Below are 23,576 nucleotides of genomic sequence, written 5' to 3' on the forward strand. Positions count from 1 at the left end.
TTTCGGCGTTCCCCCCGCTCCCGTCAGCCCCGCAGCGTCTCCGTCTCCAGCCACCTCAGCGCGTCCGTACGGGAGTACGCGGCCCCCTCGTCGTACGCGCTCCGGAAGCCCTCCTCGCCCAGCGTCGCCACGATGCGGTCGACCAGCTCGCGCCACTCCGGCTCGCCCCAGTCGAAGGCGCCGCGCATCACCTGGCTCATGCCCAGCGCCCTCGCGCCCTCCTCCGGGGCGCCCTCCAAGGTCCTCAGTCCGCCGAGGAGTTCCGCCACCCAGGCCAGCGCGGCGCCCGCCCCCTGGCCGAACAGGGAGCCGGCCGCCTCGGGCAGCAGGGCTCGGGCCCGCACCGCGTCCCCCTCCGCGAGACGGTTCTCGACGCGGGTGCTGACGATCAGGTCGCGGGCAAGGCCCCGGAGGGAGGGCCGCCGGGCGCTCAGCGCTTCGAGGCGGTCGAGCGTCGCGTCGGACTGCGCCAGGTCACCGGCCCTGCGGTGCACATTGGCGAGGCCCACCAGGATGTTGACCTCCAGGCGGAGCTGTCCCTGCTCGCGGGCCTGGCGGTGTGCGGCGTGCAGGTCGCGGAAGGCGCCTGCCAGGTCGCCGCTGCGCCGGCGTTCGCGGGCGAGCCGGGCCTTGCTGAGGTAGAGGTAGTCCTCGGTGCCGAGTTCGGAGCTGAGCACCACCGTCCGTTCGAAGGTGGCGATGGCCTGGGCGTACTCGCCCCGCAGCGAGTGGTCACGGCCGATCGGGAGCAGGCTCATCACGAGCCCCCAGCGGTCGCCCACCTCCTCGAAGCCGCGCAGGGCCTCGATCCGGGACTCGGCGCCGGTGACCAGGTCGCCCTGTTCGGTGAGCGCGAAGTCCCGTGCCAGGTGGGCGCCGGCCCGCACCCAGGGGTCGGGTGAGTTCAGCGGGTCCTCCTGGTTCGCTGCCGCGGGCTGCCCTGAGCCCGCGGGGAGCGAGACCTGGGACATCCGTAGGAGCAGCGCCGCCGGGTGGAACTCGCGCGCCGTCGCCGACTCGCCCTCGGCCGTCGGGCGGTCACCGCCACCACCACCGGCCGCGGCCTTCGGCAGGTACGTGTCCAGGCGCGTGCTCAGGCCCCTGATCCCCCAGTACCAGAACATCGCCCCGGCGAAGCGTGCGGCCAGGTCCCCGGCCCCCGCGTCGGCGACCGTGCGGAGCGCGTGGACGAGGTTGTCGTGTTCGGCGTCGAAGACCTCGATCGCGCGCAGCTGTTCGCCGGTGCGGAGGCGGGGTTCGTACTCCTCCGCGAGCGCCAGGAAGTACGCGGCGTAGCGGCGCGTGACGGTGTCCCCGGGCTCGGCGGTGGCGAGTTGCCGCGCCGCGTACGCGCGTACCGTCTCCAGCATCCGGTAGCGCGGCTCGCCCGCCCCTTCGTCGACGACGCCGACCAGCGACTTCTCCACCAGGGCGTCCAGGACGTACGGGATGTCGTCGGCCGGGAGCGTCGGGTCCGCGCAGACCGCTTCGAGCGCGGGGACGGTCGCGCCGCCCGGGAACACCGACAGTCTGCGGGCGAGGGTCCGCTCGGGTTCGTCCAGGAGGTCCCAGCTCCACTCGACGAGCGCGAGCAGGGTGCGCTGGCGGGGCAGGGCGGTGCGGCTGCCCGAGGCGAGGAGGCGGAAGCGGTCGTCCAGGCGGCGCGCGATCTGCTCGACGCTCATCGAACGGAGCTTCGCCGCCGCCAGTTCGAGTGCGAGCGGGACGCCGTCGAGTCGCCGGCAGATCTCGACCACGGCGTCGAGGGTCGAGACGTCGAGGGGAGGGGGGTTGAGGGAAGGGGGGTTGAGGGGCGGGCTGCCTGCGGGCCCGGGCCCGGCCGGTCCGGTGCCGGCCGGTCCGGTGCCGGCCGGCTCGGTGCCGACGGACTCCGCGCTGCGGGTCGCCGCGTCGAGGCTCCTGTCGTCGAGTGTGAAGTCCGGCCGGATTCCGGCGGCCCGGTCGACGAAGAGGCGGACGGCGGGCGACTGCGCGGCTTCGGCGGGCTCCGGTGTTCCCGTCGGTACGGCGAGGGGGCCGAGGTGGCACAGTGACTCGCCGGTGATGGCGAGGGCCTCGCGGCTCGTGGTGAGGATACGCAACTCGGGCAGCTGGTCCAGGAGTTCGGCCGTGAGTTCCGCCGCCGCATCGACGAGGTGCTCGCAGTTGTCGAGCAGGAGCAGGGCGTCGCCGCTGCCGAGGAGCCCGGCCATGCGCTCGACCGGGGTGGCCCGCTGCCCCTGGCCGGCGTCGTAGAGGCCGCCGTCGGTGGAGCTGAGGGCGCCGAGTACCGCGTCGGCCAGCTGGTCCGGTGCGCTCACGCCGGCCAGCGGCACGAACCAGGCCCGGCCGCGCGCGTGGGCGCGGTCCCTGGTGGCCGCTTCGAGGGAGAGCCGGGTCTTGCCCGCGCCGCCGGGGCCGACGATGGTGACGAGGCGGTTGCGGACCAGCTGCCTTGCCAGTCGGTCCAGTTCGGCGTCGCGGCCGATGAAGCTGGTCAGCCTGGCCGGGAGGCGGCTCGGGGCCGCCGCCTGCGCCCGCTCGACGGGCGTCTCCAGCTCGCCCCGCAGCAGGGACAGGTGGATCTCGCGCAGCTCGGCCGACGGATCGACGCCGAGTTCGTCGCCGAGCCGCTCCCGTACCGCCTCGTACACCGCGAGCGCGTCGGACTGCCGTCCGGCCGCTGCCAGCGCCCTCATCCGCAGTCCCGCGACCCGCTCGCTCAACGGGCGCTCGGTTCCGGCCGCTTCGAGGTCGGCAAGCACCGCTCCGTACCGTCCGAGGCGCAGTTCCGCATCCCAGTGGTCCTCGGTCGCCGCGGTCCGCAGGTCGTCGAGCCGGGTCGCGACGGGCCCGGCGAACGGCGCGTCGAGGACGTCGGCGAGCGCCCCGCCCCGCCAGAGCCCGAGCGCCGTCCCGAAGAGTGCGGACGCCTCGGCGGCCCGGCCGGCCGCGAGTTCCCGTCTGCCCCGGCCGGTCAGCTCCTCGAAGCGGTGGACGTCCACGTCCTCGGGCCGTACCGGGAGCCGGTAGCCGCCGGACGCGGTCTCCACCGTCGCGGACCCGCGCAGTGCCCTGCGCAGCCGGGAGACCAGGGCCTGGAGCGCGTTGGCCGCGTCGGCGGGCGGTTCCTCTCCCCACAGGCCGTCGACGAGGGAGTCGGCGGAGACCGTCCGGCCCTCTTCGAGGGCGAGCCTGGCGAGGAGCATCCGCAGCCGGACGCCTCCGACATCGACCGGCGTCTCCTCGTCGGCGTACACCTGTATCGGTCCCAGCAGCTCTACGCGCACCACGGCGGCCCTCCCCCTACGGACCGGTCACCCCCGACCGGCCCCGATGATGTTGATCATCATCCCTTCGACGCCGGGTCGGCATCACCCGCCTGGCGTCCCCGGTAAAGGGATCGCGGCCGCCCTAGATCACCGGCGGGCGGCCCAGGCGGGTCATGTGGCGGACCGTGGACCAGCGCATGGGGTGGCGGGGCCCGCCCGAGCGCCGTACGCCCTCCGCGAAGCCGGCGAACCAGGACGCGAGGCCCGGCAGGGAGCGGGTGCGGGCCAGGGTGAGCAGGGTCCACACGCCCAGGTAGACGGGGACGAGCAGCGCGGGCAGGTTGCGCTTGGCCAGCCAGACGCGGTTGCGGGCGGTCATCCGGTGGTAGACGGCGTGCCGGGCCGGGCTGGTCTTCGGGTGCTGGAGGAGCAGCGCGGGCTCGTAGATGACCTTCCAGCCCGCGTCGAGTGCGCGCCAGGCCATGTCGGTCTCCTCGTGGGTGAAGAAGAAGTCCTCCGGCCAGCCGCCGATCTCGTCGAGCATCGCCATCGACAGGCCGTGTCCGCCGCCCAGGAAGGTCGTGACCTCCCCGCCGCGCATCGGGTCCTTCGCGCCGAGGCGCGGGATGTGGCGCCGCTGCGTCTCGCCCGTCTCGTCGGCGATGCGGAACGACACGACGCCCAGGGCCGGGTCCTCCTCGTACAGGTCGGCCAGGCGCCGGAAGACGTCCGTGTCGACGAGCAGCCCGTCGTCGTCCAGGTCCACGAGCACATCGACGTCACCGAACGCGCGCAGCGTCTCGATGGCGACGTTCCGGCCGCCCGACACGCCCCGGTTCTCGGGCAGTTCGACTCCGGTGACGCCTTCGGGGAGCTCCGGGAGCGTCCCGGTACCGTTGCCGACGACGACGATCCGGGCGGCGGGTTCGTCCTGCCGGGCCACGGCGTCGAGCAGGGCCCGCAGCTCGACCGGTCGCGTGCCCATCGTCAGTACCGCCACACCTACACGAGGTCGTGCCACGACCCACTCCGTTCCACGCTCACCGGCCACCGCCGGCACTCACTCCGGGCCGCGATGCTAACCGGACGGCGCCATCCTTCGTTCACCCGCATCACAGACCATGTCCATACGGGAGGGCCGCGGAGCGCGGGATCGCGGCCTCGGAGGGGCCGGCCGCGGGCGTCCGCGCGGAGGCCGGGGCGGGCCCCGGGGGGAGCGCGGCGAAGAGCACGGTCGTACGGCTCTACGCTGGTTCCCTTCCGTCAAGTTGATCGATCGTCGAAAGGGTGGTCTCCAGGTGCTGGTCGCGGACCGATATCGGCTTCACGTGTGTATCGGCCGGGGCGGCATGGGCGAGGTGTGGCAGGCCACCGACGAGGTGCTCGGCCGGTCCGTGGCCGTCAAGCTGATGCTGGCGCAGTCGACGGACCCCTCCGCCGGTGACCGCTTCCGGCTGGAGGCGCAGACCGCCGCCCGGCTCAGCCACCCGCACGTGGTCGGCGTCTTCGACTTCGGTACGTGGGACGGGAAGCTGTTCCTCGTCATGGAGCTGGTGGAGGGCGACAGCCTCGCCGGGAGCCCTTCCGATCCGCTGATCCTGCCCCCCGAGCGGGTCGCCGTGGTCGCCGCGCACGCCGCCGCCGGGCTCGCCGCCGCGCACCGGCAGGGGGTCGTGCACCGGGACATCAAGCCGGGGAACCTGCTGATCGACGGGGACGGGACGGTGAAGCTGGCCGACTTCGGCATCGCCCGGTTCGTCGACGACCCCTCGGCGGCGCTGACGACGACGGGGCAGATCGTGGGTACGGGGCTCTATCTGGCGCCCGAGCGGGCCCTGGGGCAGCCCGCCTCGTCCGCCTCCGACGTGTACTCGCTCGGCTGCGTGCTCTACCAACTCCTCACCGGCCGCCCCCCGTTCCGCGCGGACACGGCGACGGCCCTGCTGTACCAGCACATCGACACCGCGCCGGTGCCCCCCGGCCGCCTCGGGGTGGCGCTGCCGCCCGAGTTCGAGTCGTACCTGCTGAGCCTGCTGGCCAAGCAGCCGGAGCAGCGGCCCTCGGCGCAGGCCATCGCGGACTGGTTCTCCTCCGGCGCCTGGCGCGTCACCTACGCCCCCGGTATCCCGGCGCAGCCCCGGCCGGGCCAGGCGCACCACCACGCGGGCCCGCCGCAGGGGGTCGCCGCCACCCGGGGCACGCCCATGTCGGGGCAGATGTCCGGACCCATGTCAGGGCCGATGTCAGGGCACGGCTCCGGGCCCGCCTCCGGGTCCATGTCCGGCCCCATGCCCGCGCCCGCCGCCATGCCGACGGCCAGGCCCGGGCAGGCCCACAGACCCCCGGCCGGACAGGCCCACAGACCCGTGTCCGCCGGGGCGCCCACCTCGCCCCGGCGGCGTGAACGGCCCGCGCCCACGGGCAGCGGGCTCGCGGAGCTCTCCCGGCGCCGGCCCCGTAAGACGGCCGCGGTCGCCGGGGCCATCGCCTTCGTCGTCTTCCTGATCATCGGGATGGCCTGGCTCTCACCCTGACCTCGGTCGGGGGCCCTCAGTACGCTCTCGGCGCCATCATCTGCGGCTCCCCGTCCGCCTCCGTGGTCAGCAGGCAGCGCGGTTCGCCGGGCCCCGGGGTCGCCCGTACGGTCACCGTCGTCGGCGGGTCGGTCGGCAGCTCGACCGGTACGGTGACCGGCCGGTCACCCTGGGTCCTGGCGTAGCCGGTCTCCTTGCCGTCGACGAGGACCTCGACGACGGCGGTGTGCCCGGTCTGGACGGTCACGGAGACCGAGTGCCCGAGGTGGTCGATGTGGAAGTGGTGCCGTCGGCTCATGGGTCACCTCCGTACCTCAAGAGTAGGTACGGAACGCCACTCGCGCCGCTCCACCGCCCGCGCGACCGTTACGCCGTCTCCGCCAGGGCGAACAGGCCGATCCTCGCACCCTCTTCGTACGCCCGGCGCAGCTCCGGGTCGTCGAGCATGTCCCGCAGGGCCGTCTCGCTGCGGTCCCGGGTGGGCGCGCAGTACGCCGCCGGCTTGTACGAGGCGTCGAAGGCGGACGTCCGCAACAGGTTCACGGCGCCGAGGAGATGGGCGGCCGAGGCGGCCCGGCCGGTCATGAGCCGTAGCTGGGCGAGGAGTTCCGCCGCGCAGGCCGCTCCGACCGCCGACCCGAGCGCCAAGTGGCCGCGCAGCGCCCGGCGGGCGTGGTCGACGGCGCGTTCCCGCTCCCCGTCCCAGGCGAGCAGCTCCGCGCGCGCGTGGTGCGTCCACGCCTCGGCCCACAGGTCGCGCCCCGCCCAGGCCCGCCGCGACGACGGGTCGAGCACCAGCTGGTCCAGGGCCTCCTGGGCGGCCTCCGGGTCGGTGCGGGTCAGGCTGAGCGCGAGCGCGGCCCAGCACAGCTCCCGGGTGGGCCCGAACTCCGGGCAGTCCCCCATCAGGGCGAGCGCGTCCCTGAACTCGGCCGCCGCCGCGCGCGTACGCCCCTGGTAGAGGGCGGTCGCGCCGCGCAGATGGGACAGCAGGCCCAGGGTGCGGTCGTCCCTCTCCCGTACGGCGGCCGCCCAGGCCTGGACGAGGAGCGGGTCGGCGTCCTCGGGGCGGCCGGACTCCAGCTCCAGGAAGGCCCCGAGCCACAGGGCGCGGGACGGCGGCTCCCCGGTGTACAGGGAGAGGGCGTGGCGCAGCCGGGTCCTGCCCTCTCCGACCCGCCCGCAGGCGACCCACAGGAACCACAGGGAGACGGCGATCTCGACCGCCGTGTCGGCCTCGGCGCTCGGCGAGAGGGGCGCGGTCGTCGGGTCCATGGCGGCGGCCAGGTCGGGGAGTTCGCGCAGGGCGAGATCACGGGCGTCCATCTGCCGGCCGCTCTGCCACCAGTCGGCGGCCCGCCGGGCGAGCTTCACGCACCACCTGCGGTGGCGCAGGACGACGGCCCAGCGGTCGCCGCGTGCGGTGAGGCGGCGGGCGCCGACGGCCCGCATGGGGTGCGGCATCCAGTAGCGGGGGCTGTCGTCCTCGCCGTCGAACAGGTCGTCGACGGGGAGGAGGGCGGCGGGGGCCAGCCGGTCGAGGACCGCCAGGACGACCGCCGGGGGCAGGGCGTCGGAGGCGCACACCTCACGGACGGCGTCCCCGCCGAAGGCCCCCTCGAAGACGGAGAGCCGCTCCCACAGGAGCTGCTCGGCGAGTCCGCAGCGGGCGTATCCGCGCTCCGCGGCGGCGAGCTGTTCGGGGCTCACCGGCTCGCCCCACAGCAGCTCCGTCCCCGGGTCCGTCCACGGTTGCGTCCACGGCCCTCTGCCGGCTCCCGTCCTCGGTTCCGCCCTCGGTTCCGTCCTCGGTCGTTGCCTTGTCACCATGTACCCCCGTCCCCCGTTCGTGCCCGTTCGTTCCTTTTCGTTCCGCGCCGGAATCCGTACCGTGTGGCGGAGTCGATCGCGGACCATCGCCGTTGCGGCTTGAATGCAGAGGCCCTGGTCAACATCCTGGGGCGCTCCGGGACCCACACCCACGGATTCCCAGGTATCGGCCAAGGAGGAAAATGCGTACCGGGGAATCCGTCCTGGGAGAAGCGGATCTTTCGCTGATCCACGCACTGCAGATAGCCCCGCGCGCCAGCTGGACCCAGCTCTCGGTCGTGCTCGGGTCGAGCCCGGACACCCTCGCCCGGCGCTGGGAGCACCTCACGGCCGGCGGATACGCCTGGAGTTCGCTGCTCGCCGCCCGCCGCGGCACGGACGCCATGCTCTACGCGTGGATCGAGCTGGAGTGCGTCGCGGGCGACACCGAGGCCACCGCGATCGAGGTCTCGGGCGATCCCTGCACCCTCGGGGTGCACCAGGTGACCGGCGACGCCGATCTGGTCCTGCTCGTGGTCTGCCCCGACCTGTTCGCCCTCGACGCGTACCTCGCCGGGCGGGTGCGGCGGCTGCCCGGGGTCATCCGCTCCCGCACCCAGGTCGTCACCCGGCTGCACAACCGCCCGTACCGGTCGCGGATCGAGCAGCTCACCCCGGGGCAGGTCCAGCTCCTCACGGGGATCACGGGCGGCGACCGGCGGCCACGCGCGCGCGGGGGCACCGGGCCGAACCTCACGGAGCTCGACCACCGGCTCGTCGCGGAGCTGGCGGGGGACGCCCGCCGCAGCGCCGCCGAGCTGGCCCGGCAGTGCGGTACGAGCGAGTCGACCGTACGGCGGAGGCTTGACGTCCTCGCGGCGGGCGGCGCCCTCCACCACCACTGCCTGCCGGCCCCGAGGTTCTCCGGGCGCCCGGTGTGGGCGATGGTCACGACCGACGTACCGCCCCTTGAAGTGCCGGCGACGGTGGCGGCGCTCGGCCGGGTCCGTGAGACCCGGCTCGTCACCTCGGTCACGGGCCCGCACAACCTGTCCGTCGCGCTGTGGCTCCGTACGGTCGACGAACTGCACGACGTGACGGCGGCGCTGGTACGGGCCGCCCCGACGCTGCGGATCGCGGGCACCGCGCTCTCGCTGCGCACCCACAAGATAGGGGCGCAGGTCCTCGGCCCGGACGGGCGCCGCATGCACCACGTACGGCCCGCGTCGGTGTTCTGACACGGCCGTTCGTGGCGCGGAGCATCATGGGTGCCATGACTGAGAGCAAGGCAATCGACACCCCTGTCTGGGAGCAGCGCTTCCGGGCGCCGCGCGTCTCCCTTCCCGAGTGGGCCGAGGAGGCCCCGGACCGCTCCCTCTTCGTGTCCAACGCGACGGGGACGTACGAGCTGTACGCCTGGGACCGGGCGAGCGGGGAGCAGCGGCAGGTCACGGACCGGCCGAACGGCACGACGGACGGCACGCTGTCCCCGGACGGCGCCTGGATCTGGTGGTTCAAGGACACCGACGGGGACGAGTTCGGGGTGTGGATGCGCCAGCCGTTCGGCGGCGGCGCGGACGAGCCGGCCGTGCCCGGCCTCGGCGCCTCCTATCCGGCGGGTCTCGCCATCGGCCGGGAGGGCACGCTCGTGGTGGGCCGCTCCACGGACGAGGAGGGCTCGACGGTCCATCTCGTACGGCCCGGGGCGGGCGACCCCGTCGAGATCTACCGGCACCGGGAGTCGGCCGGGGTCGGGGACCTGTCGTACGACGGGGCGCTGATCGCGATCGAGCACACCGAGCACGGGGACGCGATGCACTCGGCGCTGCGGGTGCTGCGCGCCTCGGACGCGAGCGTGGTCGCCGAGCTCGACGACACCAAGGGCGGTACGGAGGAGCTGGGCCTCGCGGTCCTCGGTTTCGCGCCGGTGGCCGGGGACAGCCGACTGCTCGTGGGGCACCAGCGGCGCGGCCGCTGGGAGCCGATGCTCTGGGACGTGGCGGCGGGCACGGAGACGGACCTGGCGCTCGACCTGCCGGGCGATGTGTCGGCCGAGTGGTATCCGGACGGCACCGGGCTGCTGATCGTGCACAGCTTCGAGGCCCGCAGTGAGCTGTGGCGGTACGAGATCGCGACGGGCGCCCTGGTGCGGGTGGAGACCCCGGCCGGTTCGGTGTCGAGCGCGACGGCCCGTCCTGACGGCAGCGTGGAGTACCTGTGGTCGTCGGCCGCCGAGCCGCCGGTGGTGCGGTCCACGGACGGCCGGGTCGTCCTCGACCCGCCCGGCCCGAAGGCGCCGCCGTCGGTGCCGGTGGAGGACGTGTGGGTGGAGGGCCCCGGGGGCAGGGTCCACGCGCTCGTGCAGCGCCCGGAGGGTGAGGGCCCGTTCCCGACGGTCTTCGAGGTGCACGGCGGTCCCACCTGGCACGACAGCGACGCCTTCGCCTCGGGCCCGGCGGCCTGGGTGGACCACGGGTACGCGGTGGTGCGGGTCAACTACCGGGGTTCGACGGGGTACGGCCGGGAGTGGACGGACGCGCTCAAGCACCGGGTCGGTCTGATCGAGCTGGAGGACGTGGAGGCGGTCCGCGCGTGGGCGGTGGCGAGCGGCCTCGCCGACCCGGCGCGGCTCGTGCTGTCCGGCGGCTCCTGGGGCGGCTATCTGACGCTCCTCGGCCTCGGCACCCAGCCGGACGCCTGGGCGGTGGGTCTCGCGGCGGTCCCGGTCGCGGACTACGTCACGGCGTACGAGGACGAGATGGAGGCGCTCAAGGCGCTGGACCGGACGCTGCTCGGCGGTTCGCCCGATGAGGTGCCCGAGCGGTACGCGGCCTCGTCGCCGCTGACGTACGTGGACGCGGTGAAGGCCCCGGTGCACATCTCGGCGGGCGTCAACGACCCGCGCTGCCCGATCCGGCAGATCGACAACTACGTCGACCGGTTGAAGGCCCGGGGCGCGGTCCACGAGGTGTACCGGTACGACGCGGGCCACGGCTCGCTGGTGGTGGAGGAGCGGATCAAGCAGGTCGCCCTGGACCTCGCGTTCGCCGCGAAGCACCTGGGGACCCGGCCGGCGGGCGGCTGAGGCGGCTTGCGTACCGTGGGGGGCGTGTACCGGTTCCTGAGAACGCCCCGCTGGTGGGGGATCAACGTCTTCGTCCTGCTCGCGATCCCGTTCTGCGTCTTCATGGGGACCTGGCAGCTGGGCAAGTTCGAGGATCGCGTCGACTCCCACCGGGAGGCCGAGGACCGGCCCGCCCCGAGCTCCCTGAAGGCGGAGCCGCTGGAGTCGCTGCTTCCGGTGGACAAGGAGACCTCGGGCCGGTCGGCCGAGGCGCGCGGGCGGTACGGGGAGCAGTTCCTCGTACCGGACCGTGAGCTGGACGGCCGGACCGGCTCGTACGTCCTGACGATGCTGCGGACGGACGACGGACGGTCCCTGCCGGTGGTCAGGGGCTGGCTCCCCACGGGCGCGGAGGTGCCCGCCCCGCCGTCCGGTGAGGTGGCGGTGGTGGGCGCCCTCCAGGCCTCGGAGACCGCGGGCACGAAGGGCGTCCACGCGGCCGGCGGGCTGCCCGAGGGGCAGCTCGGCATGATCAGCTCGGCGGCCCTGGTGAACGTGGTGACGGACGACGTCTACGACGCGTGGATCACCCTCGCCGACGCCCCCACCGGCCTGGTCCCGGTCCCGGCGACGGCCGCGGCGGGCACGGGTCTGGACGTGAAGGCCTTCCAGAACCTCGGCTACACGGCGGAGTGGTTCGTCTTCGCGGGCTTCGTGCTCTTCATGTGGTTCCGCCTGGTCCGCCGCGAGGCGGAGGCGTCCCGCGACGAGGCCCTGGGGCTGTAGCAGCCCTCAGGGCCCTCTCCGGGGCCTCAGGACGCCAGGACCCCGGTCCGGTAGACGGTGCCCGCGCAGGCGTTGGGGATGGTCGCCGAGGCCGCCGGGCCGCCCGGTTCGGCGACATGGCTGACCAGGACGCTGCCGTCCGCCGGCCCGTCCGCACGGAGCAGCTGCGGTGCCGTGCCGGCGTCCGCGCCCGAGCCGGCCTCGCCGCCGGTCTCCGGTCCGGTGCCGGTGCCGCCGGCGCCCGAGCCCTCGCTGGGGCTGGGGTCGACGGTGGGGTCGGTCGGCGGCGTGTCCGTCGGAGGCGGCGTGGTCGGCGGCTCGGTCGGCTCGGTCGGCTCCGTCGGGGTGGGCGTGGTCCCGGTCGTCGGGCAGGTCTCGCTCGGCACCCAGACGAACTTCACCTCGTAGGAGCCGCTCGGCCTCAGGACCAGCGAGGACGACTCCTGCGAGGGGTCGGGCAGCCCGCTGCCGTCGCCCGAGGTGTGCCGGGTCACCGAGATCCGCGAGGGGTCGGCCGCGCCGCGGGCCTCGAAGCTGACGACTCCGCTGCCGTCCACGACACAGGCCTGGCCCGAGACGTTGGCGATGCGGAAGGAGCCGTACACCTTGCCCTCGCCGTCGGGTCCGCCCGCGCCCGCCGAGCTGACGCCGAGCTGGCCGGCGTCGCAGCGCGGCACGGAGCCGGTGTCGGCGCCCTGCGTCTGCCGGGGGCCGCCGCCGGTCACGCCGGGGCCGGGCCGCTGCGGCTTGCCGGAGGAACCTTCCGCCGCGCTCTGGGTCGGGGACACGGTGCTCGCGGGGGCCGTCGCGCTCCGGCCGCCCTCGATGCCGGTCTCGGCACCGGTGCCGCCCTGGGCCTCCTCGCCGTGGCCCGCGTTCACCGGGCTGCCGGCGGCGGAGACGCCACCCGAGGCGGCGACGTGCACGAAGGCGGGTACGGCCGTGCCGATGAGGACCGCGGCGGCCGCCGCGCCCACGATGGCCTGCCGCTTGCGGGCCCGGCGGGCGGGCACGGCGCGGTGGAGGTGTTCGAGCGATCCCTGGGACGGTTCGAGGCCGGACACGGCGCTCTGGAAGAGCCGCCGCAGCGCCAGTTCCTCGTCGCCGTCGCCGTCACCGGGCTCGATGTTCACCATGCGCTGTCCACTCGGGTCGTCACGTTCTTCTCGGGCGTCGTCCTTGTCGCCGAGCGCCTCACTCATGACGTCGCTCCCATCGCGACGCGCAGCGCCGCGATGCCCCGCGAACCGTACGCCTTCACCGAACCCAGCGATATCCCGAGCGCCTCGGCGACCTGCGCCTCGGTCATGTCGGAGAAGTACCGCAGGGCGAGCACCTCGCGCTGGCGCCGCTGGAGTCCGCGCATGGCCTTGATCAGGTCCTCGCGCTCCAGCAGGTCGTACGCGCCCTCCTCCGCGCTGGCCATGTCCGGCATCGGCTTGGACAGCAGCTTGAGGCCGAGGATGCGGCGCCGCAGCGCGGACCGGGAGAGGTTCACGACGGTCTGGCGCAGGTAGGCGAGCGTCTTCTCGGGCTCGCGCACCCGCTTGCGGGCCGAGTGGACGCGGATGAACGCCTCCTGGACGACGTCCTCGCAGGAGGCCGTGTCGTCGAGGAGCAGCGCGGCGAGACCGAGCAGCGACCGGTAGTGGGCGCGGTAGGTCTCGGTGAGGTGGTCGACGGTGGTGCCGGCGGCCGTCACGCTCTCGGCGCTCGCCCGGGGCGACGGGATGCCGTCCACCGAGCCGGCGCGGGATGTGGGCACGGGGGCGATCACCGGCATGCCGCCGAGAGGACGCGGACGGCGATAGGGGCCGACCGCGGTGCCGCGTACGGGGACGACGGCGACGCTCCGCGCGGGGAGCACCGCGGTGCCCGCGCCGCGCGGCGGACCGATGGTCGCGATGTCGAGTAGCTCTGCCACGCATGTTGGACACGCTTCCCCCCGGCAGGGTTGTACGCGTGCGCCACCCTTTTCGACGGTGACTTCTCTGTCCTCATGCGTAACCGTTCTCCCCCGATGCCCCGCCCTCACAGCGTGTCCACAGCCCACGGCCGTGGGTGAACGCAGAGACGCCTCCACCCAACTACTGGTTGCAGCAAGGGGAAAGAGCATCGTCGACCACGGCATCACCGCAGTTCAAGAGGTATCTGACGCCTATTTGCTCACAGGACGTTCACAGATCCTACAAAGCTGGGACAACCGATTCCGCGATCTGCAGGGCGTTGAGCGCCGCGCCCTTGCGGAGATTGTCGACACAGACGAAGAAATCGAGCGCCCGCTCGTCGTCCAGGGAGCGCCGCACCCGCCCGACCCAGGCCGGATCGGTGCCGACGACGTCGGCCGGGGTGGGGAAGTCGCCCGCCTCGGGGTCGTCGTACAGCACGACTCCCGGTGAGGTCGCCAGGATCTCGTGTGCCCGGTCGACCGGCACGGGCCGCTCGAAGCGGGCGTGCACGGAGACGGAGTGCCCGGTGAGGACGGGCACGCGCACACAGGTGGCGGCGACCCGCAGCGCGGGCAGCCCGAGGACCCGGCGGGTCTCGTCCCGTACGCGCTCCTCCTCCGACGAGGCACCGTCGGCGCCCGCCGTGCCCGACCAGGGCAGGACGTTGGACGCGAGGGGCCCGGGGAAGGGGCCGGTGTTCTCGCCGACGGCCCGCCGTACGTCGCCGGGGTGGGTGCCCAGGTCGCCGTCGGCGGCCACAAGGCCGAGCTGCCCCCGGAGCGCGTCGACGCCCGCCTGTCCGGCGCCGGCGCCGCTGGCGGCCTGCTGGGCGGTGACGACCAGTTCGGTGAGCCCGAACTCGGCGTGCAGGGCGCCCACGGCGACGATCAGCGCGAGGGTGGTGCAGCCGGGGCTCGCGATGATGCCCCGGGGCCGTACGCGCGCCGCGTGGGGGTTGGTCTCGGGGACCACGAGGGGGACGTCGGGGTCCGCGCGGAAGGCGGCGGAGGTGTCCACGACGACGGCGCCCTTGGTGGCGGCGAGGGGCGCCCAGCGGGCGGCCACCGGCTCGGGCACCAGGAAGAGCGCCAGGTCGACGCCGTCGAGGGCCTCCTCGCTCAGCGCGAGGATCTCGCACTCCACCCCGCGCACGGAGGCCTTGCGGCCGGCCGAGCGCGGGGAGGAGAGGAGACGTATCTCGCCCCAGACGTCCGCGTGGTGCGTGAGCATCTGGAGCATCACCGAGCCGACGGCTCCGGTCGCACCGACGACCGCGAGCGTCGGCTTCGACGTCATCGGCCGGTGCCTCCGTAGACGACGGCCTCGTCCGAGTCGCTGTCCAGACCGAAGGCGGAGTGGACGGCGCGCACGGCCTCGTTGACGTCGTCGGCGCGGGTGACGACGGAGATGCGGATCTCGGACGTCGAGATCAGCTCGATGTTGACGCCCGCGTCGGAGAGCGCGCGGAAGAAGTCCGCGGTGACGCCCGGGTTGGTCTTCATCCCGGCGCCGACCAGGGAGATCTTGCCGATCTGGTCGTCGTAGCGCAGCGAGTCGAAGCCGATCGCGCCCTTCGCCTTCTCCAGGGCGTCGATGGCCTTGCGGCCCTCGGCCTTGGGGAGGGTGAAGGAGATGTCCGTCAGACCGGTCGACGCCGCCGACACGTTCTGCACGATCATGTCGATGTTGATCTCGGCGTCCGCGACGGCACGGAAGATGGCCGCGGCCTCGCCCGGCTTGTCCGGCACGCCGACGACGGTGATCTTCGCCTCGGAGGTGTCGTGGGCGACGCCCGAGATGATGGCCTGCTCCACCTTGGGGCTCTTTTCTTCGGAGTGTGGCTCGTTGCTGACCCACGTGCCCTGCAAGCCCGAGAAGGACGAGCGGACGTGGATCGGGATGTTGTAGCGACGCGCGTACTCGACGCACCGGTGCAGCAGCACCTTGGAGCCGGAGGCGGCGAGCTCCAGCATGTCCTCGAAGGAGATCCAGTCGATCTTCTTCGCCTTCTTCACGACGCGCGGGTCGGCCGTGAACACACCGTCGACGTCGGTGTAGATCTCGCAGACCTCGGCGTCGAGCGCCGCGGCGAGCGCCACGGCGGTCGTGTCGGAACCGCCACGGCCCAGCGTGGTGATGTCCTTCTTGTCCTGGGAGACACCCTGGAAGCCCGCGACGATGGCGATGTTGCCCTCGTCGAGGGCGGTGCGGATCCGGCCCGGCGTGACATCGATGATGCGCGCTTTGTTGTGGACGGAGTCGGTGATGACACCTGCCTGGCTGCCGGTGAACGACTGGGCCTCGTGGCCCAGGTTTTTGATCGCCATGGCCAGCAGGGCCATGGAGATCCGCTCTCCGGCGGTCAGCAGCATGTCGAACTCACGCCCGGCAGGGATCGGGGATACCTGCTCGGCGAGATCGATCAGCTCGTCCGTCGTGTCGCCCATCGCGGAAACCACGACGACCACCTGGTGGCCGTTCTTCTTGGCGTCCACGATCCGCTTGGCGACGCGCTTGATGCCTTCGGCATCGGCAACGGAGGAGCCTCCGTACTTCTGCACGACAAGGCCCACGTGCGCTCCTCGCTCAGTGTGTGCCGCAGCCGGCGCTGCGATCGGCTCAGTCTAACGAGCGACCCGTGAACGCCCATGTGATCCCGGATGCTGAGATAGAGCGCTCACAGGGTGATCACCGTGGTCCTTTGTGGTCCCTGTGGTCACTTCCTGAGCGGGCGCATCCCCAGGGGAGCGCCGATCTCCTCCACCATCACGCGGCCCGCCTCCTCCGCGAGGTCGTCCTCGGTGAGGTCCTCGTCGATGTCGAGGCCGTCCAGGGGCGCGAGCGGCTGGTCGAGGCGGACGTGGGCGACGAGGGACTGGAGGGCGCGGAGGGTGGCCGAGGCCGTGGGGCCCCAGTTGGAGAAGTACGAGAACTGCCACCACCACAGGGCCTCGCTGGTCCGGCCGGCCCGGTAGTGGGCGAGGCCGTGCCGCAGGTCGCTGACGATGTCGGCGAGGTTGTCGGAGATCCGGGCCGGGACCGGCGCCTTGCGGGGCTCGTACGGGTCGAAGACCTCGGAGAAGACGTCGACCGGGTCGAGGAGCACGGCGAACCGCTCGCGCAGGTCGTCCACGTCGGGCTCGGGGCCCGTGTCCGTCTCGTACCGCTCGTCCGGGACGATGTCCTCGTGCGCGCCGAGCCGGCCGCCCGCGAGGAGCAGCTGCGAGATCTCCAGGAGCATGAAGGGGACCGCGCTGTCCGGCTCGTCGCCCTTGGCGACCTCGGTGGTCGCGACGATGAAGCTCTCGATGGAGTCGGCGATCTGGACGGCGAAGTCGTCGGGGTTCTGCGTGATCGCGTGCAGCGTGGGGTCAGACATCGAGGAGCCTCCCTGAGAGCGCGCCGGCCAGGTCGTCATACATCTAGCAGCCTCCGCCCCTCGAAGGCACGGCCGAGGGTCACCTCGTCGGCGTACTCCAGGTCGCCGCCGACCGGGAGGCCGCTGGCGAGCCGGGTGACCTTGAGCCCCATGGGCTTGATCATCCGCGCCAGGTACGTCGCGGTGGCCTCGCCCTCCAGGTTCGGGTCGGTCGCGAGGATCAGCTCGGTGACGGTGCCGTCGGCGAGCCGCGCGAGCAGTTCGCGGATGCGCAGGTCGTCCGGGCCGACGCCCTCGATCGGGCTGATCGCGCCGCCGAGGACGTGGTACCGCCCCCGGAACTCGCGCGTCCGCTCGATCGCCACGACGTCCTTCGGCTCCTCGACCACGCAGATGACGGTCAGGTCGCGGCGCGGGTCCCGGCAGATGTTGCACTGCTCCTGCTGGGCCACGTTCCCGCAGATCGCGCAGAACCTGACCTTCTCCTTGACCTCCAGGAGCGCGTGCGCGAGCCGCCGGACGTCCGTGGGCTCGGCCTGGAGGATGTGGAAGGCGATCCGCTGCGCGCTCTTGGGACCGACGCCGGGCAGCCTGCCCAGTTCGTCGATGAGGTCCTGAACAACGCCTTCGTACACGGAACGCCCTTCCGAGGGAGTGCTTGATTCTTACGGTAGTAGCTGGGGGCGGGCCTTAATAGCCCACGGGAGCCGTAAAGGGGCCCGGGAAGGGGCCGGGGCTCAGAAGCCCAGGCCCGGCATGCCGCCCATGCCCTGCGCCAGCGGGCCGAGCTTGGCCTGCTGGAGCTGCTGCGCGTTGTCGTTGGCGGCCTGGACGGCGGCCACGATCAGGTCGGCGAGCGTCTCGGTGTCCTCCGGGTCGACCGCCTTGGGGTCGATCACCAGACCGCGCAGCTCGCCGGAGCCCGTCACGGTCGCCTTCACCAGACCGCCGCCGGCCTGGCCGTCGACCTCGGTCGCGGCGAGCTCCTCCTGGGCGCGCGCGAGGTCCTGCTGCATCTTCTGGGCCTGCTGGAGAAGCTGCTGCATGTTGGGCTGACCACCACCGGGAATCACGGTCACTCCTGAGGTTCGGTACGTCCGTATGTCGGTACGCCGAGCCTACGTGGTCCCCGGCCGCCCTGCCCCACCACTCTTTCGAGTGAGAAACTGCGGGCTCCTCTACCTGATCAAGACCCTCTTGCGGGCGGAAATCTCGGGATTCCGGGCCCATCGCCCACCATTCGGCGGTAGGAAGGGCAGGCACCACGTGCACCGCACGTCACAGCAGTACACGCGCGCTGAGCTGAACAGAGGAGTCCCCCGGTGAGCCAGCAGCCGGAGATGCAGCCACCGGGACCCCCCGGGGGAGACGTCCACCGCGATCTGACCGGTACGCCGTTCCCCCTGGGCGACTGGGGCGAGCCCGCCGAGCGGCTCGACGAGCTGTACCGCTGGGTGGAGTCCAACGCCCTGCGCACCGCCGAGTGGTACCTCTCCGACCGCGACCGGAAGCGTCTCTGCGCCCGCGTGCTGCGGATCGGCACGGCCACCGGGGTGATCGCCGGCGCCGCGCTGCCCCTGCTCGACCTGACGCGGGTCGCGGAGGGCGCCGCGGGCCTCGGCTACCTCTCGCTGCTGCTCGGTGCCGCCTGCCTGGCCTGCGACCGGTACTTCGGCCTGACGTCCGGCTGGATGAGGGACGTGGCGACCGCGCAGGCCGTGCAGCGCAGGCTCCAGGCGTTGCAGTTCGACTGGGCCTCGGAGAGCGTCCGGGAGGTGCTCGGGCCCACGGAGGGCACCGCGAGCGAGGCGGCCGAGCGCTGTCTCGGCGTGCTGCGCCGCTTCTCGGAGGACGTGACGGAGCTCGTACGGGCGGAGACGGCGGACTGGATGGTCGAGTTCCGCTCGGGCCCGGCGCCGCTCGCGCTCCAGTCGGTCGGCGTGCTGCCCGCGAGGGCGGAGAGCTCCCACCCCTCGGGCCGCTTCCCGCTGCCGCCCGGCACCCGGCCCAACATGCCGCGCCAGCGGCCCCCGGAGGCCCGCTAGGGCCTGGCCGGGGGGCACGCCGGGGGCCCGGACCGGGCGGCTTCTCAGCTCAGGATGATCATCGAGCCCTGGGCGAGGCTCCGGGTCGCCGCCGCGTGCAGGCCCAGCCACACATGGCGCTCCCGCGCGAAGGGGCTCCCGTCCAGCTGAATCGGTACGGCCGGTTCCTCCAGGCTGGTCGGCCGCTCCGGCGGTACGGGGGCGGCCGGCGGGTTCGCCGGGTCGATGCCGATCGAGGGGGCCACGTACTGGAGCTCCCGGAGGAGTCCGTACGAGGAGCCGAGCGGTCCGCCGCCCTCCAGGAGCTCGTCGCTGGCGAGCGGCACCGGGAAGTCGACCGGCACGTACGCGCCCGCGTGGTCGTAGTGCCAGACCAGGTGCGACTGCTGCGCGGTCGCCTCGAACATCTCCAGGAGCTGTTCGTAGTCCCCGCCGAGCTCGCCGACCGGTTCGACCGGCAGTCCGCACATCTGGAGGAGGTAGGCGCGCCGCAGGAAGTGCAGGGCCTCGTAGTCGAAGCCGGCGACCGGGGCGACGTCGCCGGAGAGCCCCGGCATGTACGCGTAGACGGGCACGGTCGGCAGACCGGACGCGGTGAGCACGGCGTCGTACGCGGCGATCTCTTCGGCGAAGGGGTTGTCGGGGCTGTGGCACAGCACGTCGACGAGGGGGACCAGCCACAGGTCACAGGCCAAGGGAGGCTCGCTCTCCGTCAGTTGCGGGGGACGCTCGCGGGCGTTTGCAGGGACGACGGCCAGGTTAGTCGGCGCCCCACGGGCACCGTCCACCCGCTGTGGACCTGCCCCCGGAGTCCCGCCCTCAACCGCCCCTGCGCTCCGTCGGGTCCCGCCGTTCCAGCCGGTCCGCCCACTCCATCGAGTGCGCGTTGTACTCCCGTACGACCGAGACGGCCGCGTCCGCGTCCCCGCGCGTGATGGCGTCGACCAGGTCCACGTGACCACTCCACAGCCAGCCCAGCATGTCCCGTTCGGAGCGCAGGTAGGGCACGGAGAAGACCCATGCCTGGACGCGGAGGCGGTGCAGGAAGTCGGCGATGTAGTCGTTGGCGGAGACCAGGCGGCCCAGTTCGCGCCAGTAGCGGATGTCGTACCCGACGAGGATGTCGAGGTCCCCGGCGCGGGCCGCGCGGGCGGCCGCCTCGCCGCGGCGCCGTACGGAGACGAGCGCGACCCCGATCCCGAGGTCGGGTCCCTGGGCGGGTGCCGGGGCCGGGGCGGGCGGCGGGGGCATCGCGGGCGCGTGGCGGCGGAAGATGCCGTCGACGACGAGCATCCGGGCCTCGACCATGCCCCGGTAGTCGTCGACCGAGTACTCGTGGACGCGGAAGCCGCGGTGCTGGTCGGAGTCGAGGAGGCCCTGCGCGCAGAGGTCGACGAGCGCTTCCCGTACGGGGGTCGCGGACACGCCGTACTGCTCGGCGATCTGCTTGACGGTGAATTCCTCGCCCGGCTGGAGACGGCCCGCGAGCACTTCGTCACGCAGCGCGTCCGCGATCTGCTGTCGCAAGGTGTTGCGGGTGACAGCTCCGCTCGCGGGCATCTTGGTCGGTCCCCTCCGTCCGGCTCCGGACACCCTAGTCCAGACGGAGGGAACGTCCCCGTACTGCGGTTACACCGTGTGCTCGTCGGCCACCGAGAGGGCCACGTCGAGGGCCGCGAGGCCCTCCTTGGCCTCGGCCTCGGAGACGTTGCAGGCGGGAACGGCGTGGGTGCGGTTCATGTTGACGAAGGGCCACAGGCCGTTCTTCTTCGCCGCCGCGCCGAAGGCGGCCATCGGCGCGTTGGCCTCGCCGGCCGCGTTGTACGGGACGAGCGGTTCGCGCGTCTCGCGGTCCTTGACCAGGTCGAGCGCCCAGAAGACGCCCATGCCGCGGACCTCGCCGACGGACGGGTGGCGCTCGGCGAGTTCGCGCAGGCCGGGGCCGAGGACGGTCTCGCCGATGTGGGCGGCGTTCTCGACGACCTTCTCGTCCTCCATCACCTGGATGGTGGCGACGGCGGCGGCGCAGGCGAGCGGGTGACCGGAGTAGGTCAGTCCGCCCGGGTAGGGGCGCTTGTCGAAGGTGGCGGCGATCTCGGCGTTGATGGCGACGCCGCCGAGCGGCACGTAGCCCGAGTTGACGCCCTTGGCGAAGGTCAGCAGGTCGGGGACGACGTCGAAGTGCTCGGCGGCGAACCACTTGCCGGTGCGGCCGAAGCCCGCCATGACCTCGTCCAGGACGAAGACGATGCCGTACCTGTCGCAGATCTCGCGGACGCCGGCGAGGTAGCCGGGCGGCGGGGTCATGATGCCGGCGGTGCCGGGCACGGTCTCCAGGATGATCGCGGCGATCGTCGCCGGACCCTCGAAGGCGATCGTGTCCTCCAGGTGCTGGAGGGCCCGCGCGCTCTCCTCCGCCTCGGTGGTGGCGTAGAAGGGCGAGCGGTAGAGGAAGGGCGCCCAGAAGCGGACGACACCGGCGGAGCCGTTGTCGGAGGCCCAGCGGCGCGGGTCGCCGGTGAGGTTGATCGCGGTGGAGGTGGCGCCGTGGTACGAGCGGTAGGCGGAGAGCACCTTCGTACGGCCGGTGTGCAGCCGGGCCATGCGGACGGCGTTCTCGACGGCCTCGGCGCCGCCGTTGGTGAAGAAGATCTTGTCCAGGTCACCCGGGGTGCGCTCGGCGATGAGGCGTGCGGCCTCCGAGCGGACGTCGACGGCGAAGGCGGGCGCGAAGGTGGCGAGCTTCCCGGCCTGCTCCTGGATGGCGGCGACCACGCGCGGGTGCTGGTAGCCGATGTTGGTGTAGACGAGGCCGCTGGTGAAGTCGAGGTAGCGGTTTCCGTCGTAGTCCCAGAAGTACGAACCCTCGGCGCCGGCGACGGCGAGCGGGTCGATCAGGCCCTGGGCGGACCAGGAGTGGAACACATGCGCGCGGTCGGCGGCCTTGACGGCGGCCCCGGCCTGGGGATCGGGTTCGATGACATGAGGGGTCATGGGGTCGAGGGTAAGGAACCGCAGGTGGGGCGGGCCATGGCCATCTTGTCCACCGAGACCGGGGCGGACGCGACACGTTGTTCCACCCACTCCCGACATTGACAGCTTGCTGTCACCATGACAGTCTTCTGTCATGGCAACCGAGACTGAGACCAAGACCGTCCACCTCGCCGTCTACGACACCCTCGCCGACTGGGAGACCGGCCACGCCACGGCCTGGCTCGCCCGCGCCGGCTACACGATCAGGACCGTCGGCCCGGTCGCCGGAGAGCCCGTCACGACCATCGCCGGCATCCGGATCGTCCCCGACCTCGCGCTCGCCGACCTCCGCCCCGAGGACAGCGCGCTGCTGATCCTCCCGGGCGCCGAGAAGTACGACGAGGGCGACGAACTCGCCCCGTTCACCGCCACGGCCCGCGCCTTCCTCGGCGCCGGGGTCCCGGTCGCCGCGATCTGCGGGGCCACGGCGGGACTGGCCAAGGAGGGCCTGCTCGACGACCGCCCGCACACCAGCGCGGTCTCCTTCTACCTGGCCGCCACCGGCTACAAGGGCGGCGAGCACTACGTCGACGCGGACGCGGTGCGGGACGGCGACCTGATCACGGCGGGTCCGACGGAGCCGGTCGCGTTCGCCCGCGAGATCTTCGCCCGGCTCGGCGCCTACGAGGGCAAGCGGGACGCCTGGTTCCGCCTCTTCCACGACTCGGACCCGGCGGCCTTCGAGGAGCTGAACGCGTGAGCCGCGAGCAGCAGGACGCCCTGTCCCGCACGGCCCTCGGCGTCTTCCGGCTCAACGGCCAGTTCCTCGCCGTCTCGGAGAAACTGGCCGAACCGGCGGGCCTGACCGCCGCCTGGTGGCAGGTCCTCGGAGCCGTACTCCCGGAGCCCCTGCCGGTCGCCGGGATCGCCCGCGTCATGGGCATCACCCGCCAGAGCGTCCAGCGGATCGCGGACCTGCTGGTACGGGAGGGCCTGGCGGCGTACGAGCAGAACCCGGCCCACCGCCGCGCCAAGCTCCTCGCCCCGACGGAGGCGGGCCGGGCGGCGGTCGAGCGCATCGATCCCGGCCACGCGGAGCTGGCCGCCCTGCTCCAGCGGGAGCTGGGCGGCCAGGAGGCCTTCGACGAGACCGTACGGGTCCTGGACCGCCTCTCGACGGCCCTGGAGGCGATCAGCGCGAGCGGGCGGGACCCGCAGGGCCCTTCCGCAGCGCCCCCGTCACGTACTCCATCGCGCGGGTGAACTCCGGGTCGGTGAGCCGGCGGGCCGCCTCCTCCTCGTCGACGTCCTCGATGTGGGTCTGGACCCACCACAGGTTCCCGTACGGGTCGCGGACCCGGCCGACCTTGTCGCCGAAGAACAGGTGCGTCACCTCGGTCACCGAGGTGCCGCCCGCCTCGACCGCCCGCCGGTGCGCGGCCTCCGCGTCCTCCACGTACAGCCGTACGAAGGCGGGCGTCGGCTCCCAGCCCGGCGGGCTGTCGAAGGCCATGATGTGTCCGGTGCCGATCCGCAGTTCCGCGTGCCCGATCGTGCCGTCCTCCATGACGAACCGACCCAGCTCCTCGGCGCCGAACGCCCGCTCCAGATAGTCGATGAGCCCTGCCGTGTCGTGTCCGATGACCCAGGGCGTGACGGTGGTGTAGCCGTCCGGGACGGCCTTGACCGCTTCGTTGTCGCTCATGGGGCGAACCTAGGTCGCGTATAGGTCAGTTCGTGACCTCGATGCCTGGGATTCGGACGG

General features: G+C 73.0%; 22 protein-coding genes. 7 read left to right on the plus strand and 15 right to left on the minus strand.

All coding sequences use genetic code 11. The features are described 5' to 3' along the window. Positions 1 to 23: 23 nt before the first annotated feature. Together ACIRB7_RS18150 and ACIRB7_RS18155 are read right to left on the minus strand one after the other, a co-directional pair. Positions 24 to 3,209, minus strand: coding sequence for a BTAD domain-containing putative transcriptional regulator (locus ACIRB7_RS18150; RefSeq protein ID WP_403599965.1), 3,186 nt, complete (start codon positions 3,207 to 3,209; stop codon positions 24 to 26). A gap of 205 nt (positions 3,210 to 3,414) precedes the next feature. Beyond that, positions 3,415 to 4,293, minus strand: coding sequence for a glycosyltransferase family 2 protein (locus ACIRB7_RS18155; protein WP_351210466.1), 879 nt, complete (start codon positions 4,291 to 4,293; stop codon positions 3,415 to 3,417). 307 nt (positions 4,294 to 4,600) lie between these two features. Between ACIRB7_RS18155 and ACIRB7_RS18160 the strand changes: the two genes are divergently transcribed. Beyond that, positions 4,601 to 5,806, plus strand: a complete 1,206-nt coding sequence (locus ACIRB7_RS18160) for a protein kinase (RefSeq protein ID WP_403599229.1) — start codon at positions 4,601 to 4,603, stop codon at positions 5,804 to 5,806. A 16-nt stretch (positions 5,807 to 5,822) separates the two neighbouring features. Here the strand turns inward: ACIRB7_RS18160 and ACIRB7_RS18165 are convergent, their stop codons facing one another. Both ACIRB7_RS18165 and ACIRB7_RS18170 read right to left on the minus strand, forming a co-directional pair. Beyond that, complete coding sequence (locus ACIRB7_RS18165; RefSeq protein WP_403599232.1) at positions 5,823 to 6,104, minus strand: hypothetical protein; 282 nt, start codon at positions 6,102 to 6,104, stop codon at positions 5,823 to 5,825. Positions 6,105 to 6,172: 68 nt separating this feature from the next. Further along, positions 6,173 to 7,516, minus strand: coding sequence for a tetratricopeptide repeat protein (locus ACIRB7_RS18170; protein WP_403599235.1), 1,344 nt, complete (start codon positions 7,514 to 7,516; stop codon positions 6,173 to 6,175). Positions 7,517 to 7,818: 302 nt separating this feature from the next. Here ACIRB7_RS18170 and ACIRB7_RS18175 point away from each other — a divergent pair, with 302 nt between their 5' ends. The 3 genes from ACIRB7_RS18175 to ACIRB7_RS18185 are packed head-to-tail and all read left to right on the plus strand — an operon-like array spanning position 7,819 to position 11,465. Then, positions 7,819 to 8,853, plus strand: coding sequence for an Lrp/AsnC family transcriptional regulator (locus ACIRB7_RS18175; RefSeq protein WP_403599238.1), 1,035 nt, complete (start codon positions 7,819 to 7,821; stop codon positions 8,851 to 8,853). A 26-nt stretch (positions 8,854 to 8,879) separates the two neighbouring features. Next, positions 8,880 to 10,700 carry a prolyl oligopeptidase family serine peptidase gene (locus ACIRB7_RS18180; RefSeq protein ID WP_403599241.1) on the plus strand — a complete coding sequence of 607 codons (1,821 nt, stop codon included), beginning with the start codon at positions 8,880 to 8,882 and terminating at the stop codon, positions 10,698 to 10,700. A 24-nt stretch (positions 10,701 to 10,724) separates the two neighbouring features. Beyond that, positions 10,725 to 11,465: an SURF1 family protein gene (locus ACIRB7_RS18185; protein WP_403599244.1), complete on the plus strand. Its 741-nt coding sequence runs from the start codon at positions 10,725 to 10,727 to the stop codon at positions 11,463 to 11,465. Positions 11,466 to 11,491: 26 nt separating this feature from the next. Here the strand turns inward: ACIRB7_RS18185 and ACIRB7_RS18190 are convergent, their stop codons facing one another. The 7 genes from ACIRB7_RS18190 to ACIRB7_RS18220 form a co-directional block, all read right to left on the minus strand. Further along, positions 11,492 to 12,667, minus strand: a complete 1,176-nt coding sequence (locus ACIRB7_RS18190; protein WP_403599246.1) for a hypothetical protein — start codon at positions 12,665 to 12,667, stop codon at positions 11,492 to 11,494. Further along, positions 12,664 to 13,389 carry a SigE family RNA polymerase sigma factor gene (locus ACIRB7_RS18195; protein ID WP_403599249.1) on the minus strand — a complete coding sequence of 242 codons (726 nt, stop codon included), beginning with the start codon at positions 13,387 to 13,389 and terminating at the stop codon, positions 12,664 to 12,666. The genes ACIRB7_RS18190 and ACIRB7_RS18195 overlap by 4 nt, the downstream gene beginning before the upstream one ends. A 262-nt stretch (positions 13,390 to 13,651) precedes the next feature. Next, positions 13,652 to 14,710 (minus strand): aspartate-semialdehyde dehydrogenase, encoded by a 1,059-nt coding sequence (locus ACIRB7_RS18200; RefSeq protein WP_403599252.1) that lies wholly within the window; start codon positions 14,708 to 14,710, stop codon positions 13,652 to 13,654. Next, the gene (locus ACIRB7_RS18205; RefSeq protein WP_351210484.1) at positions 14,707 to 15,987 is read right to left on the minus strand and encodes an aspartate kinase; all 1,281 of its coding nucleotides are present in this window, start codon (positions 15,985 to 15,987) and stop codon (positions 14,707 to 14,709) included. Before ACIRB7_RS18205 ends, ACIRB7_RS18200 begins: the two co-directional genes overlap by 4 nt. Before the next feature lie 143 nt (positions 15,988 to 16,130). Continuing rightward, entirely contained in the window at positions 16,131 to 16,793 is a 663-nt protein-coding gene (locus ACIRB7_RS18210; RefSeq protein WP_351210486.1) for a DUF5063 domain-containing protein, read from the minus strand. Positions 16,794 to 16,828: 35 nt separating this feature from the next. Continuing rightward, a complete protein-coding gene (gene recR, locus ACIRB7_RS18215) occupies positions 16,829 to 17,428 on the minus strand; it encodes a recombination mediator RecR (protein ID WP_030323509.1) in 600 nt (199 codons plus the stop codon). A gap of 102 nt (positions 17,429 to 17,530) precedes the next feature. Then, on the minus strand, positions 17,531 to 17,866 hold the full coding sequence (locus tag ACIRB7_RS18220) for a YbaB/EbfC family nucleoid-associated protein (RefSeq protein ID WP_148003706.1): 336 nt from the start codon (positions 17,864 to 17,866) through the stop codon (positions 17,531 to 17,533). 267 nt (positions 17,867 to 18,133) lie between these two features. On the opposite strand from ACIRB7_RS18220, the gene ACIRB7_RS18225 reads away from it, so the two are divergent. Continuing rightward, positions 18,134 to 18,838, plus strand: a complete 705-nt coding sequence (locus ACIRB7_RS18225) for an SLATT domain-containing protein (protein ID WP_403599968.1) — start codon at positions 18,134 to 18,136, stop codon at positions 18,836 to 18,838. A 44-nt stretch (positions 18,839 to 18,882) separates the two neighbouring features. Here ACIRB7_RS18225 and ACIRB7_RS18230 read toward each other — a convergent pair whose 3' ends face one another. The 3 genes from ACIRB7_RS18230 to ACIRB7_RS18240 form a co-directional block, all read right to left on the minus strand. Next, positions 18,883 to 19,533: a hypothetical protein gene (locus ACIRB7_RS18230; protein ID WP_403599256.1), complete on the minus strand. Its 651-nt coding sequence runs from the start codon at positions 19,531 to 19,533 to the stop codon at positions 18,883 to 18,885. A 124-nt stretch (positions 19,534 to 19,657) separates the two neighbouring features. Continuing rightward, complete coding sequence (locus ACIRB7_RS18235) at positions 19,658 to 20,398, minus strand: GntR family transcriptional regulator (protein ID WP_403599259.1); 741 nt, start codon at positions 20,396 to 20,398, stop codon at positions 19,658 to 19,660. 69 nt (positions 20,399 to 20,467) lie between these two features. Beyond that, positions 20,468 to 21,832, minus strand: coding sequence for an aspartate aminotransferase family protein (locus ACIRB7_RS18240; protein WP_403599262.1), 1,365 nt, complete (start codon positions 21,830 to 21,832; stop codon positions 20,468 to 20,470). A gap of 133 nt (positions 21,833 to 21,965) precedes the next feature. Here ACIRB7_RS18240 and ACIRB7_RS18245 point away from each other — a divergent pair, with 133 nt between their 5' ends. Both ACIRB7_RS18245 and ACIRB7_RS18250 read left to right on the plus strand, forming a co-directional pair. Next, positions 21,966 to 22,571: a DJ-1/PfpI family protein gene (locus ACIRB7_RS18245; RefSeq protein WP_403599265.1), complete on the plus strand. Its 606-nt coding sequence runs from the start codon at positions 21,966 to 21,968 to the stop codon at positions 22,569 to 22,571. Further along, positions 22,568 to 23,074, plus strand: a complete 507-nt coding sequence (locus ACIRB7_RS18250; RefSeq protein ID WP_403599268.1) for a MarR family winged helix-turn-helix transcriptional regulator — start codon at positions 22,568 to 22,570, stop codon at positions 23,072 to 23,074. Before ACIRB7_RS18245 ends, ACIRB7_RS18250 begins: the two co-directional genes overlap by 4 nt. Here the strand turns inward: ACIRB7_RS18250 and ACIRB7_RS18255 are convergent. Beyond that, a complete protein-coding gene (locus ACIRB7_RS18255; protein ID WP_403599271.1) occupies positions 23,004 to 23,516 on the minus strand; it encodes a VOC family protein in 513 nt (170 codons plus the stop codon). The two genes, ACIRB7_RS18250 and ACIRB7_RS18255, sit on opposite strands and share 71 nt — an antisense overlap. Between the last annotated feature and the right edge of the window lie 60 nt (positions 23,517 to 23,576).

Source organism: Streptomyces sp. NPDC093795, assembly GCF_044764665.1.
Classification (GTDB): domain Bacteria; phylum Actinomycetota; class Actinomycetes; order Streptomycetales; family Streptomycetaceae; genus Streptomyces.

Bases quoted from the DNA above. Each gene is read 5' to 3' on its own strand.
- ACIRB7_RS18255 (WP_403599271.1), bottom strand. From the start codon at position 23,516: ATGAGCGACAACGAAGCGGTCAAGGCCGTCCCGGACGGCTACACCACC.
- ACIRB7_RS18210 (WP_351210486.1), bottom strand. From the start codon at position 16,793: ATGTCTGACCCCACGCTGCACGCGATCACGCAGAACCCCGACGACTTC.
- ACIRB7_RS18245 (WP_403599265.1), top strand. From the start codon at position 21,966: ATGGCAACCGAGACTGAGACCAAGACCGTCCACCTCGCCGTCTACGAC.
- ACIRB7_RS18190 (WP_403599246.1), bottom strand. From the start codon at position 12,667: ATGAGTGAGGCGCTCGGCGACAAGGACGACGCCCGAGAAGAACGTGAC.
- ACIRB7_RS18175 (WP_403599238.1), top strand. From the start codon at position 7,819: ATGCGTACCGGGGAATCCGTCCTGGGAGAAGCGGATCTTTCGCTGATC.
- ACIRB7_RS18150 (WP_403599965.1), bottom strand. From the start codon at position 3,209: ATGCTCCTCGCCAGGCTCGCCCTCGAAGAGGGCCGGACGGTCTCCGCC.
- ACIRB7_RS18240 (WP_403599262.1), bottom strand. From the start codon at position 21,832: ATGACCCCTCATGTCATCGAACCCGATCCCCAGGCCGGGGCCGCCGTC.
- ACIRB7_RS18235 (WP_403599259.1), bottom strand. From the start codon at position 20,398: ATGCCCGCGAGCGGAGCTGTCACCCGCAACACCTTGCGACAGCAGATC.
- ACIRB7_RS18165 (WP_403599232.1), bottom strand. From the start codon at position 6,104: ATGAGCCGACGGCACCACTTCCACATCGACCACCTCGGGCACTCGGTC.
- ACIRB7_RS18225 (WP_403599968.1), top strand. From the start codon at position 18,134: ATGCAGCCACCGGGACCCCCCGGGGGAGACGTCCACCGCGATCTGACC.
- ACIRB7_RS18200 (WP_403599252.1), bottom strand. From the start codon at position 14,710: ATGACGTCGAAGCCGACGCTCGCGGTCGTCGGTGCGACCGGAGCCGTC.
- ACIRB7_RS18180 (WP_403599241.1), top strand. From the start codon at position 8,880: ATGGGTGCCATGACTGAGAGCAAGGCAATCGACACCCCTGTCTGGGAG.